The following is a 13,449-nucleotide window of genomic DNA, read 5'->3' as shown; positions in this document are numbered from 1 at the left end:
GCTTTGGCAAGCTGTCAAGCCCCCTTGTCCAAACATTTGTCCAATCGGCGGCTAAGCCTTATCTGGTGCGGATTTGCGAAAACCGGGCACCCGCTGAAAACGCGTTTTTTTCACCTGCCTTCCCTCACCGGTAACGGGGGGCGGAAAGCGGGATGCCACCATGCAAAAAGGGCGGGATAAACCCGCCCTTTGGCAAAACGAAAAACTGCGCTCAGAAGGTGTGCCGCAAGCCTACCTGGATACCGAAAATCTCGCTTTTCTCAACCATGGTGAAATTGTAATGTTTGCCGACAAAGGCATTGCCCGCATCGAGGTAGGACACCATGCCGTAAAGCGATGTGCGCTTGGACAGGAAGTGGGTATAGCCCAGTGAATATTTCCAGATATCCTCGTCATTGACGCCGTCATCCCAATTGCCCCAGCTCACCCCCGCCTGGATCTGGCCGCTGCCGATCCGGTACACCAGCCCCAGGGTGGCATCGCTCTGGTCAACATCGCGACCGGACAGCATCCAGTTGGTATAGGGGCCCGTAGCACCGGCATAGGTATCGGCAAAGCGGGCGCTGCTCCTGGAATCCTGGTAGCCGAGAGAGACGGTTGCCGGACCCCAGGTATAGGCGCCGCCTACATTCCAGGCCCAGGAATTGTCAGTGTCTGCCATCCGGTGGTAGTTACCTGTCAAAAAGAGCGGGCCATTATCGTATTTGAGCGTGACATTAAAGCCGTCATTGCCGTTTCTTTTGTAATAGGCGCTGTCGTGCTCATCCTCACCCAGGGAATAGGAAAGGCCAAAGGAAAAGCCGCTCCACACCGGGCTGTCATAGCGCAAGGAATTGTGCAGGGTTTCTGCATACAGATTATTGCCATAGGCCAGATTGGCGCCGACACTGAAATTAAAGAAGGGGTCTAAACGGCGGTAGTTTTCAATTGCCAGATTGTATACCCGGCCCAGCCTCACCGCACCCCAGTCATTATGCTGAAGACCCACAACAGCCTGCCCCTGAAAGTCCGGCCGTCTCCTGCCTTCCTCACCTGTTGCACGGCCGCTGTTGAAATCGGCCTCATTTCTCCTGCGGGCCCGGTCACCGTCGTTGAGCTCCAGCCATTCCTCAACCGCAAAAATGGCTTTGAAGCCGCCGCCCAGATCTTCAGCGCCGGCAAAGCCGATCATATTACCGTAATTGCATGCCATCCCTGCATCACGGCCGCTTTCCCTGACATACCCGGTGTCAATATTGCCATAGATGCGCACGTTGCTCTGGGCGTTTGCCACACCCGCCATTGATGCCACTGCCCCCAGCGCTGCCAGCGCGATAACCGCTCTTTTCATTTGCATTTCCAATATTCAGTGTTTAAAACTATTTGATGTTCAAACTACCGAGCAAATTTTATGCCATTTCCCTTACAGTTCAAGCGCTTTGTTGTCGGAATCCCGCGCTTTTCCCGAAAAACAGGAAAATTATGTTGTTTTTTTGCACCAGGCAATGAAGCAGGGCCGCAGCAAGAATTGCTGACAGTACGGTGTTGCTGCCAGACTTTTTGTGCTCAAAAAAATCAGGCTGCTATAAAAGCAGCCTGACCGGATGAATGTGGATTGTTTGTTGTGTACGCGGGCCGGTTAATTTGTGGTGATCGGCTCGCCCAGGCTTTTGAGTTTTTCCAGCGCTTCTTTATTCCCGGCTTTGGCAGCTATACGGTACATCTCAAGCGCTTTTTTCTGGTCTTTTTCAACACCCCGTCCCGTTTCGTACATGAAGCCAAGCCAGTAGGCAGCAGCAGGTTCCGGCATGCCGTTTTTTATCGATTTCCTGAAATAATTCTGAGCCTTGAAATCATTCTTGTCTTCCAGATAATAACCATGAAGATATGTCATGCCCATAACATATTGAGCCTGAGCAAAACCATGAGATGCCGCTAGCTGATAGTAACCAAACGCTCTTATGGGATTTTCCCTGACACCTTCTCCGTTATCATACAAACGTCCCAGCAGATACATCCCCATCGGGCTGCCCTTTTTTTTGCACCAGTTGCCCATTCAAACGCTTCTCTATAATCCTGCGGCACGCCTGTTCCTGTACGATAAAGTTCAGATAATACAGCCTGTGCATCAGCATGTCTTTGCAATGCTGCTTTTTTGTACCAGGCTGCTGCTGTTTCTGCATTTTTTTCTACCCCTTTTCCGTTGAGATACAAATACCCCAAATTAAATTGGGCATTTGCATTTCCTTGCATGGCAGCTTTTTCATACCATTCACTTGCCTTTTTGTCGCTCTGTTTAGCGCCTTTGCCTGATGTATATAAAACACCAGCATGATATTGCGCATCAGCATCTCCCTGCGCGGCAGATTTCAACGTCCAGTACAATGCCTTTGCATCATTCTGATGAACCCCTTCCCCTTTGCTATACATCACACCCAAATTATATTGGGCATAAGCATCTCCCTGCACGGCAGACTTCAACATCCAATACAATGCTTTTGCATCGTCCTGATGAACTCCCTCTCCTTTGCTATACATCACACCCAAATTATATTGCGCAGAAACATGGCCCTGCTCTGCCGCCTTTCGATACCATTTGACAGCTTCTTCTTTATTTTCTTTCACACCATAAGCGTGACTGTACATAACACCAAGACGATATTGGGCTTTCCTGTTTCCATTTTTTGCGGCTGTCTCTATAAGAGGCAATGCGCTTTGATAATTCTGGCTTTTATACAGCTTTTCGCCTTCAATATAATTATCTGCGTTTGCCGTATTAAAAAAAACGGAAACAAAAACAATGAATATAACAACAAGTTTTTTTTCAAGTAATAAAGTCATAGATGAACAAAGCGTATTATTCAAAATAACATTATGACAAATAGATTATTTCTCATGTGTGTTTTTCTTCCCTTCAGATAAATAATCACCCTGCAAACCTTTTTTACCTATTTCAGCAGCTATATTCTGTCCAATCAAGGTAGGCTTACTTTCCCCTCCGCTACGAGACATTTTCATGAACTTTTTTAACCCCAGCGACACAAAAATGCTCTCCACCGCTTTCCTGTAGGCATAGGGCGCGGCCTTTTGCCGGATAAGCTCTTTTTTCGCCGCCACCGTATCCGGGTATCGCCCGAGCATTCCGGCATATTCCGGATAGTCATGCACCAGATCATCTTCTGATGCGGCCATGATCGTATCATGGAATTTATCTCGCTCACTGTAATAGGTGGTGACGCCCTCGGCGATGACTGGGGCGGTCAATTCTGCGACGTAGGAAGCACTGCCGCCACTCAGCGTTTTGGTCAGGGCGGCACCGGTACCCACAACCGGCAGCACGTCTTCGATGAGGAACCCGGCGACCGCTGAGGGAGAAGTAAGCAGATTGTGGTCGGGATCGAAAAGGCTTCGCGTTTTGTAGTCTTCACTGTGGGTGGCTTCAAGCTTCTGTCGCTCACTTTTGAGCACGCCGACATCCTGGTCGATCAGTTGCTCCATAAAATCGGTATTGCGTTCATTGGCCCACTCGCTGCCTGTCTGTCCTTCAGGGGCAAAACGGTAGTCGCTCGCGGCACTCTGCATAACAGTGTCGGGAGAATTGCCGGGGGAAGCCATGTTGGCGGCAAGACGGGTTGCAAATTCAGCGACCTTGTACTGTGCGACATGGGGCGCGATGCCAAGGTCTTTTGCCCAGTCGCTGTGGGAGCCAGCCCGGCTGGCATCTGCCAGTGCGTGGATGTAGTCGGGGTCTGTGTCCGGGGCATGGGTGTAGCTGTCCTTGAGCGTGTCGCCCAGAGGAGCCAGCCAGGGATCGCTTTTTTTGACTGCGGCGTCAAACACCTCCCGGCTTTTTTTGCCCGCTGCATCCCATGCATTGATCACCGGCTCGGCCAGTGCTTCCGGACTGAAAGACGCTTTCAGGTTGTCCGGATCAAGCGGTGCGCCCTGCCCGCCGTTACTCGCGTTGACGGCTTTGTTCCATGCAAAATGGGTAAAGGGACGAAGCAGGTTGTCCCGGTTTTTATGAAGGTCGGGGATGGCGCTGCCATCGCCGCCTGCACTGGCAGAGAGACTCTTGCCCAGATTACCAGGGTAGCCGCTCTGGCTGCCTGTGGCTGTCTCCGGCGCACCCAGGTTGTCAATGCGGGTTTTCAGGCGATTTTTGAGCGTATCGCTGTCATAAGCGGGCTGTCCCATGTAAAGACGCCCACTGCCCGGCGCGCCTCCCGGTGCGGGCGTGAGCGGCCCTTCTGTGCCGCCCGGTGCCATGCTGGAAGGGGGTTCATACGCCAGGTGAAACCCTTCGTTTCCTGAGCTGTCTGCCATGGGGTTGCTGAACCAGTTGAATGTGTCTTCTTCTTTTGCCATTGTTTTTCCTTTCGTCAAGGGGTGTTAACCCGCCTTGGGTGTCACAGTCCCATGCGATCCATGTTTCGCCGGATCAGTTCTTCGGTGGATGACGGGGCGTTGGGATAATCATCGTCCCGGGAGCCGGTATCCCATCCCTTTTGCTCATACGCGGAGGAAGGGATGATGATGTTGTCATACAGGTACTGGAATTGCCGTGCCCAGGATGAGGGCTCATGGATGGCAAGAAATTCGTTGATTTTTGCCGGGTCGCGGAAGTACTGCCGGATATGCTGCATCCGGATATGGTGCCCCGGCTCATCTTCGTACAGCCGGAAGTAGGATTCGGCTGACAAGATGAGATCATGGAGATTGCTCCGCTCAATAGCGGGGGGCGAAGCGGGCATTGCTTTGCGGGGTTCTGTTTTTTGTGCTGGTGCGGCATATGCGTCGCGGGTGTCTGTGCGGGCCTGAGGCGGCTGCTCACCGGAGCGATTCGCTTTTTCTTCCCTGGGGGGCATGCCAAGGCGCTTCATGAGAGCGGCTTCCTGTTCATCGAGGAGCCTTAACGCTGCCTGAAGCTTTTCTTTTGATCCTTCGGCCACAAAACGCCGGTATGCGATCTGCCGGACAATATCCTCTGCCGTGTCTCCCACATCTCCAATCGCCAGGAGGGCGGCATACTCGGCTTCCTGTTCCTTGAGCCGACTCTCGGAGGCCTTGCGAGCTTCAATCAGTTTTTTGAAGAGTTCTCCGGTTTTCGCATCCGCCGCTTCACCCTGTTCCTCACCAGGCGTTGCCTGCGCTTTTTCCGGTTTTTTCCCTTCTGTCTTTTTCACCCCGCGTTTTTTCAGGCTGGGCGCATGCTTTTTTCCCTGCTGCGCATTGTCAAATGCAATGGACAATGCCGTCTGGGTATTGCCCCTGTCTTCAGGAGCGATGGTGATGTCTTCTGCTTTAGCGGGTGTCATAAAAGTCTGGTTGCTGTTGCCTTGCATGTTTTCTCCTCTCTATGGGGGTGGTGTCATACCCTGAATGTATGGGTTGTGTTTTCTACGGTGATGTCAGGGATATCGTCTTCGATAAAATGCTCAACGGCATCGGGTGAGCGGCGGCGGCGCATGATGCCGTATCGGGTCGCATCCCAGGCATGGTCATTGGCGCGCGTATCCACATCCTCGGGATTAATGGCATCCGGCGCGATGGAGGGGACGGTTGCCAGCCAGTGGCGGCATGTCCTGAACACCTTCAGGCGGTTTTCGCACAAAAGCCGGATGATTTCCTGTGCGCCATTGACGCGCGAGCCTTTGGCATTCCAGGCTTCCTGCCACCTGACGCCGTTTTCCCGAAATATCTGCCCGATGGAACGGTCTGCACCGTTTCTGGCAAAGATGGACGGGTCTGCCAGATTCATGCGGTACTCATAGCCCATGCGCTCGTCATGTGCCTCTATCACCTTTATCCTCTTTGCCACGTCAGCGGCATTTTCACGCGTGCCTTGTCCCGGTTTTTCTCCTGCGCCATAGAGCTCACGCCAGATGTAGATGACGCCATCGTGGTCCATGGCAAACCAGTAGACGGCATAGGGGGCGGCATATCCCCAGTCCATGGCTTTCCAGACCCGCCAGGATGAGGGGATCATGAACGGATCGATGACATGCTCGGCCGGATTCCACACGCCTTCAAGGAAGGAACCGATATGGATATCCCAGTCACCCAAAAGCCAGGCGCGCCTGCGGTTGGGGTCTCTGATCGCTTCCAGTGTGGGCAGGTAATCCGGATCGGCGTCGAGCAGATGGGTATTTTCGAAAATGGAGGAATGGATGCGCACGCGTGGCTGCTGTCCTTCCTCGCGGATGATTTTTCCCGGCGGCACGTCGCCGATCCGGTAGCGCTCCTTCACCGCCGTATGGCCGATACCGTAGGGGTTGCAGGTTGCCCGGATCATACGGGGCATACCGGCAAAGGAAGAACGGCAGGTGGACATCATGGACTCAAAGAAGGTCAGGTCGCGCCAGTTGGTCAGCTCTTCAAAACCGAGCCATGGATATTCATGCCCGTGATAATTCCAGTAATCGTCTTCTGTCGCGCCATAGCGGAAATACAGGGTCTCACCGGTGGGCCAGGTCCACCGGTAATCGGATTCATTGAAACGGATGCCAGGGAAGATGGAAAAAAACCAGCGCTTGGATTTGGCCACGACGTCGGCAAGCTGCGGGTAGGTGAGCCTGAAAAGTGCGCCGCGCCAGTTTTCGCCAAACCCGCGGCCGCAATACTGGGCAAACGACATCAACAACGCATCGGTTTTCCCCCCACCCCGCGTTCCTTCGAGCAGCGCCTCAAATACCGGGCAGGAAAGAAAGCGGGTCTGACTGCCCGGCAGGGGTTGCCAGATGACAGGGTAATCCGGTTTTTTCTGAAGGAATGGGGGTGTTGTCATAGCGCTTTCGTTATCTGGTTAAAGAGAGGCTTCCCCGCTTTGTCAAACGGCGGGGAAGCAAAAGGCGTTTTGCGCTGAAAAGCGCATGTTTCAGTAGCCTGTTTTCAGCGCTTTTTAGAGCGAAATCCTGACACATGCTCCAGATAGGCGGTCGCATCAGTCGGTTTTCTTGATTTTGCGATCGCTACCGGGATTTTTGCCGTCATCTTGGAGAGATCCTTCACGAGCTTTTCAAAGCGTTTTTGCCCCATACCGGCGGCAAGCTGACGGGTAAAGCTGAAATCATTGCCCTTTTCCTGCTGCGCGTATTTTCCCTGCTGCTCGTATTTTTCCTGGGCCCGCTGCAACCAGGAAGATGGTGCAGGCCGGGAAGCCGCGGTATTTTTCTTTGCAAACATCGCTTCCTCGTTTTTTTGCGCCTCGCTGATACGGTTCTGTCTTGCCGCTTCAAGCGTCTGTGAAAAGAATTGGCGTCCTTCAGCAGGGACAGACATACCGCTGTCGTCAGCCATGAGTCCCATCCTGTCGATGTGCTTGCTGGCAATGGCTTCGACACCGCCCGGATCAGGCGCGGTGGCACCATAGCGCTTTTGGGTCAGTCCCAGCGACTGGTTCATGCTGTCAAGCGCATCCGCAGTCGGCATCTGGCCGCCAAAGCTGCCTGCCATTTCCATCCGGCGCAAGTTCTGTCCCTGCCCCTTCCCCATGGCGGCATACGGCTCGCCGCGTGCTGCCAGTTGCTGGTAAGCGTCGCCTGCCGCCCGTGTGAGCGGTTCAAAAATGCCTGCGCCCTGATTGGCATAATCGCCATCAAAGACGGTGTTGAGATAATCATCATTCATCAGTTTCTCCCTGTTTTTCCTTCTGTTGTTTGTGGTTGGATCGGGAAAGGGGCAACGCCTCACTGGCTGCCGCCTTTTCCCACTCGGATTCATCAAGGGATGGCGGCACAACGAGCACACCGCTTTGCAGGGTCTGCCCGTTTGAAACGACATCCATCTTGTCGGTAAACATCCGCATATGCCGCCCTAAAAGTTCCAGCGTCCGGTTGGCCGATGACGGCTCAAACATGACGCCTTCCACTTCCACCGGCTCGGCGGTGCCTTCCCGCGAATTTTTGACAATGGTCATGACCTTGACTTTCCTGCGGCCCATGCAGATATCGCGCAACTCGCGCAAATCCTGTATGACTTCGTCCTGGGAAAGTTCCGTCCTTTCCTGCCGCTTTTCCATGGCACACCCGACAGCGGCCCTGACAGCCGCCTCGCCAAGCAGGCGGGAAGCTGTCTGCTTGGCGGAGCGCTCACTGTAGCCGGCACGAATCGCTGCCTGGGTGCCATTTAAGTCAACGAGATATTCCGATACAAAGCGGGCCTGCCTTGGATTAAGCGCATCACCGGCCCTGCTGCTTTTGCCTGTCGCAGCGGGTGCTGTCGTCCTGTCTTTCACGCCCTGTCCTTTTTCTTTCATCGAAAGAGGGCCGGGTACCCTTCACCCGGACGGGAATCAAAATCGAGTGTCTGCCCCTTGCCGTTGTTTTCCTCTGCCCAGGCAAACCCGTCAACACCGGAAAAGTAATCCAGCCGATTGAGGATTTCGTGGGCGCGGTCCTGCCCGAAACTGTCTGCCAGGAGGTAATACAGCCCTTTTCCGCTGATCTGCGTCTCCCCGTCGCGGATGCTGTTTCTTAAGCCCATTGCCAGATTTGCGCCCGCTTCCCCGTAAACCGGGTCGCTCACGATTCGCGAGATATCTTCTGCCAGCTCCGGGCCATATTGCGCACCCGTTGAAAAACGGGTATTTTTTGGCCCGCCATACTGGCGGGGATCAGGGCCTGCCATGTAATCGTATCCGTACTCGTCATAGGTCGGCCTTAAGGAAAGGGGCTTGTCTTCGGGTACCAGCTGGCTGCCAAAATCGACACCATGGGCGCTGTAGGCCGGATTATCGGGCAGATCACGGTACCGGTTTTCCCGCTCCATTTTTTCCATCGCCCTTTCTGCCTCATTGGGCGAAAAACGAAGCATCTCATTGCCGGAAAAGGTCGGGTTGCCCCTCACCCCGCTGAAGTAACCAAGCTTATTGATGATCTGCCCGGCCTGCTCCACACCGAAATCATTTTTGAGCCGGTTCCACAGTTCCTTGCCATTGACATTGCTGTGGGTTGATACATAGCTGTTTGTCAATTCGGCAGACGTCTTTTGCCCTGCCTGCCCATATACCGGGTCCTTGAGATGGTCTGACAGGTCTTTGGCAAGACCGGGCTTGTAGTTTTTTTCAATGGAAAATTCCTGGTTGCGCGGCACACCATAGTCCCGCTTGAACGGCTGTGCCTCAAACGTCTTGCCAAGCTGCATGGAAGGCGTTTCCTGCCAGTTGCGGTTCTCCACCGGATTGATGCTGCTTTCCATGGCGGCACCACCCCGGTTGATCCAGTCGGCGCTATCGCTCATGGTATTGGTAAAATCCTGCTGGAATTTCTCCTGCCCGGCCTGCTTGAAACAGGGTTCGTCTGTCGTGCCAAAAAGCCCCTGTCTTCCGGAGAAGGTGGGGGACTTCACCGTGAGATTGCCCGTCGTATCGCGCGCCTTGACGCTGGGCGCCAGCCTGCGGCAAATGGCTTCATTGTCAGAAAGCCCCGTGTTTTCCGGAAACCGCCTGCGCCATGCCTGTACACCGGGGTATTCGTCGTTATCCAACGCAAAGCCGCTTGGCTTCACATTGATGAGGGGGCCGTCAAACGGCTGGTTCAGGGTGTTGGTTGCCCAGTCTGTGATGGGCTTGTAAATATCTGCACCAGCGATGGCATCATCTGCCATGTAAATTTTTTCCAGTTCGTCCATAGTGTTCTTTCCTGAATGGTTGGTATATGTTGGAGGGGCTTGCCCCAGGTCGTTTCCCGTCAGATCCCCATGCTGTCCATGATGTCGCTCATTTTTTCCATCAGCGTGGCGTCAGGTCGGCTGCTTGCGGGCCCCTGCATGGTCGGGCGGCTGCGGATCGGCTGCATGCGCGGCTGCGCTCGCATGGGCGGCACGACGATGTTGTCGTACATGAAGCGGATTTGTGAAAACAGGCGCCGGGAATCCAGGTTTTGCGTGAGCTCCTGCAAGACACCCGGACGGGAGAGGTGCTCCTTGAGGCGAGAGACCTTGAACACATGGTCGGCCTCACCGGCCCGCGACCGCAGGTAAGACGTAATGGCATGCTTGGTCTGTTCAAGATCCTGCACATACCGGGCATTATCCCGGTCGTAGTTTTCCCTTTCCTCGCGCTGGCGCTGGTTTTCGCGTTCGCTGCGCTCGTACTTTGCCAGTCGAGCCGCGTGCTGCGGCGTGAGTTCCTTTCGCTCCACTGCTGCTTTCAGCTCGGGAAAATCCGACAGCAGGTCAACCCCCGGCAGATTGACATTCAATCGCTTGCAGACCATCTCGCGCTGGTCTTCCAGCATCTCCAGCGCAACCCGCAGGCTGTGTTCGTCTCCCTGCCTGATCAGGCTGCTGTACTCGATATTCTGTGCCAGTTCAGCCACCGGAACGCCCGTTTCCTTAACCAGGTTCCTGAGGCCGTCAAGAACGCCCTCATTGTGCCGGTATCGTTCCTCCGCCTCGTTTTTCGCACCGATAATGGCCTTGATGCGCTCCCTGCCCCGCTCGGACGGGATGGAACTGATGATCGCCGCCTCTTCCTCCTCGCGTGTTCTCGGCAGGCGCGGCTGGCTCTCCATGTTGACTGCCGGTTTTTTGTCGTTCTCATCCTTTTCAGTAATCTCGTCGAGATACTTCATGATGGCCTCACTGAAAGCGGGCTTCTCTTCCTCGTCCGTGGCTGTATCCTCCTCGTCAAAATCCGGCGCTTTCGATTCGATATAGCCACCATCTTCCATGCTGTCACTGTCCATGACAGAAACATCTGAGATGCTGTTGTCTGAAACATCCGCTACGCTGTCATTGGTACTGTCAAAGGTATTGCTGTCTTCCATTACGGTTCCTCCTGTGTTTTATGGATGCCGTTTCCATACGGCGTAAGTGTTGTTTTCAAGCCGTGCCTGGCCCGCCGGGGAGCTGGCCCATGATCTGGCTCAACAGTTGCGGATTTTGAAGCAGCTGGCCCATGAGTGATTCAATATCCCCCTGGCTCATGCCTGCGCCGGTGAGCTCGGCCATTCCCTTTGCCATGAGATTGCGTCCAGCGGCTTCCTGCCCGGCCTGCGCGGATGGCATACCTCCCGCTTCTGGCGGCACCACCTCACTGATGGCCTGGCTGACTTCGGGCGGCATGTCTTCATACCCCGCGCTCAATTGGCCGGTATCTCCCTGCTGCCCTGTTTGCTCCCCGCCAGCACCCCCCATCATCTGCTGGAGCATCTCTGCACCAGGCATCCCTGCTGCTGCACCACCTGAGGGGTTTTCCATCGGATTGGCCTGTGGCGGCTTGATATCCGGCACCAGGCTGTCCACATCGATTTTTTCGTCAAAGCGCGCAATGCTTTCTTTCAGGAGCGCAATGAGTGAAGCGGCATCAATGCCCTGCATCTGGAACTGGATGATCTGCTGGATCAACGGCTGGATGACGGGCAGCATTCTGAGCCAGGTATCCTGGCGGTCGAGATTGTCCGGTGCGCCAGTACTGCCTGCGCGGATCTGGAGTTCGACATACTGGAAAATCTCTTCACGCGAGAGGCTCGGCCAGTCGTAGCTGTGCTCAATGACGCCGATGACGGGCTGGCCGGTCATGGGGTCAGTCACCCCTTGAAGCGGCCCTGTCCTGTGTGGCCCCATGACGCGTTCCACCTGCTCGGCAGAAAGCTCCTGTACCAGTATCTGGGCGGTATATTCGGCAATCTGCTGGAGAAAGTCTTCCACCTGGTCACGGAATTCGGCAATACGGGAAGATAGCGATTGCTGCATGATGCTGGCTTCGGTTGCCGTTTTCGGGATGGTGATGGAAGCGCGCACCGCATCCTGAAGGCCGGTTACCTGTTCCCAGTCCGCCCGCACGGGCGAGGTGTCATACACCATCGGGTCTATCGGCGGATGGGTCTTTGGCATGATGGCCTGCTGCAGGGGCAGCCCTTCGGAATCGATCAGGGTGATCTCGCCCAGCGCCGCATCCGAAAAGCGCCTGAGCGTCCGCTCACTGATATCCGCTCCGGCAATATAGCCCGGCTTGATCAGCTCACGGTGCTCGTTATAGCGGTTTCGCGTTTCATTGTGCTCCTCCTGCAGCCGCTCGGTCAGATCAACCATCGAGGGGCCGATAAACTGCCCGTCCACCGTCTGGAAAGGCAAAAGGAAGAAGGGATACCACCTGGCACCGCTATTGGCCGGTGAATAAGGCTCCCTTAACCAGTAGTCGCACCCCTCTGCCATGGTATAGACACGCTGGGTCTTCTTGTCCCAGATTTCGAGGATACAGATCTGGGCATCATCAGAAACGCTGGTGGTCCCGGAGAAAAGGCGTCCGCTGTCGCTTTTTTCAAAGCTGGTATGGTAAGTGGTCGCCTTGTCCAGCTTGTAGCCATACAGCCCTTCTGCCAGCGATTTTTTCATCGGCACAATCTGGATCATCCAGTCGGCCTGCTCATAATCCCAGAATTCGGCAATGGTGGGATCGATGAGCAAATGCTCTGTTAATACCCGGTCTATCACGATGCCTTCCGCCTTCACCACCTCGGCTTTTTCACGGAGGGCGCTTAAGCTTTCCTTCAGTTCGGCTTCCAGTCGTTCCTGCTCCCCACGCCCGCCATCATCGTTTATTTCCATCATGAGCTGCTGCACCCGCGCCAGATTGTCCTGTGCATCCTGGATGCGCGCGCCGATGATGGGGTCTTTGCCCATCTCCCGCTGGTACATGACCTTGAGCACACCGAAAGAACAGGTGAGCGCCGCACGCACGGTGGATTTGGCCCGCTGCTTGAGCCGGGCGTCAGCCAGCTGCCGGTTTGTCACGCTTTCGATTGTCTTGCACAGGAGCTTGAGTTCCCGGCCTGCATGCTGGGGAACCACCGAGATTTCCGGATTGCGTGCATAGATACCGGGCAGGATGGACGCAATGCTGCTGTGTATCAGATTGGCCCTGTGCAGGTAAAAATCGCTGTTGGTCGGATCGCGCGTCCAGTCAAAGCCGGAAACCACCTGGCGATTGTGCTGGATACGGCGATGAAAGCGGTCCCAGTGCCTGCGCGCATTGGTCACCCGCTCTCCCCATTTTTTTGCCAGAGGATTTGACTCCGGCTGGTCTTTGAATGTTTTTTTCACGGTTCTCTCTTTCTGGTTGTTGCTGTCACTACACTGTTATACGCGCGCTGGCAACCCCTTCAGAACATTTGTCAAAAGTTTGTCCAACACGCCCATAACTCATTGTTTTACATGCAATTTTCAGAAAGAGGAAAACGCTGTTTTTTGGCACATGACGGGCACAACAGAAAAAACGGGCGGGAAAAAAGGCAAAAAACCGTCAAAAACGGCGGATCGGCTGTCCGGATAAAAAATCCGTCAACGCTTTTTCAGAAAAGGGGCAGATAAGCCGGGGCAGGCAGAAGATGACTGGCAAAAAAAAACCGCGTATGAGCATACGCGATTATTAAGAGCAGAAAAAGGAGACATCGTAAGCTCTAGAGCAATACCATTACAGTCTACTCCCAGGCAAACGCTGTCGTTTGATCTAACGCATGAAGCAGC

Annotated in this window: 11 protein-coding genes; all 11 read right to left on the bottom strand. The window is 54.5% G+C overall.

The window, feature by feature from the left end:
* Positions 1-211: 211 nt before the first annotated feature.
* A complete protein-coding gene (locus NB640_RS11930) occupies positions 212-1,330 on the bottom strand; it encodes a porin (RefSeq protein WP_269308917.1) in 1,119 nt (372 codons plus the stop codon).
* A 288-nt stretch (positions 1,331-1,618) separates the two neighbouring features.
* Positions 1,619-1,996, bottom strand: a complete 378-nt coding sequence (locus NB640_RS11925) for a tetratricopeptide repeat protein (protein WP_269310458.1) — start codon at positions 1,994-1,996, stop codon at positions 1,619-1,621.
* Positions 1,939-2,820: a tetratricopeptide repeat protein gene (locus NB640_RS11920; protein WP_269308916.1), complete on the bottom strand. Its 882-nt coding sequence runs from the start codon at positions 2,818-2,820 to the stop codon at positions 1,939-1,941. The genes NB640_RS11925 and NB640_RS11920 overlap by 58 nt, the downstream gene beginning before the upstream one ends.
* Before the next feature lie 45 nt (positions 2,821-2,865).
* Positions 2,866-4,347: a hypothetical protein gene (locus NB640_RS11915; RefSeq protein ID WP_269308915.1), complete on the bottom strand. Its 1,482-nt coding sequence runs from the start codon at positions 4,345-4,347 to the stop codon at positions 2,866-2,868.
* 41 nt (positions 4,348-4,388) lie between these two features.
* Positions 4,389-5,324 (bottom strand): hypothetical protein, encoded by a 936-nt coding sequence (locus tag NB640_RS11910; protein WP_269308914.1) that lies wholly within the window; start codon positions 5,322-5,324, stop codon positions 4,389-4,391.
* Positions 5,325-5,350: 26 nt separating this feature from the next.
* Complete coding sequence (locus tag NB640_RS11905; RefSeq protein ID WP_269308913.1) at positions 5,351-6,766, bottom strand: terminase family protein; 1,416 nt, start codon at positions 6,764-6,766, stop codon at positions 5,351-5,353.
* Positions 6,767-6,870: 104 nt separating this feature from the next.
* On the bottom strand, positions 6,871-7,608 hold the full coding sequence (locus tag NB640_RS11900; protein WP_269308912.1) for a hypothetical protein: 738 nt from the start codon (positions 7,606-7,608) through the stop codon (positions 6,871-6,873).
* Positions 7,601-8,236: a terminase small subunit gene (locus NB640_RS11895; RefSeq protein ID WP_269308911.1), complete on the bottom strand. Its 636-nt coding sequence runs from the start codon at positions 8,234-8,236 to the stop codon at positions 7,601-7,603. The genes NB640_RS11900 and NB640_RS11895 overlap by 8 nt, the downstream gene beginning before the upstream one ends.
* Positions 8,233-9,609 (bottom strand): hypothetical protein, encoded by a 1,377-nt coding sequence (locus NB640_RS11890; RefSeq protein ID WP_269308910.1) that lies wholly within the window; start codon positions 9,607-9,609, stop codon positions 8,233-8,235. The genes NB640_RS11895 and NB640_RS11890 overlap by 4 nt, the downstream gene beginning before the upstream one ends.
* Positions 9,610-9,668: 59 nt before the next feature.
* The gene (locus tag NB640_RS11885; protein ID WP_269308909.1) at positions 9,669-10,748 is read right to left on the bottom strand and encodes a MerR family transcriptional regulator; all 1,080 of its coding nucleotides are present in this window, start codon (positions 10,746-10,748) and stop codon (positions 9,669-9,671) included.
* 55 nt (positions 10,749-10,803) lie between these two features.
* On the bottom strand, positions 10,804-13,026 hold the full coding sequence (locus NB640_RS11880; RefSeq protein WP_269308908.1) for a hypothetical protein: 2,223 nt from the start codon (positions 13,024-13,026) through the stop codon (positions 10,804-10,806).
* Positions 13,027-13,449: the final 423 nt, after the last annotated feature.

Origin of the sequence: Oxalobacter vibrioformis (assembly GCF_027118995.1) — a bacterium.
Lineage (GTDB): Bacteria > Pseudomonadota > Gammaproteobacteria > Burkholderiales > Burkholderiaceae_D > Oxalobacter > Oxalobacter vibrioformis.
Note: the sequence above shows the minus strand (reverse complement) of the source record. Positions and strands in the feature narration are given on the sequence as shown.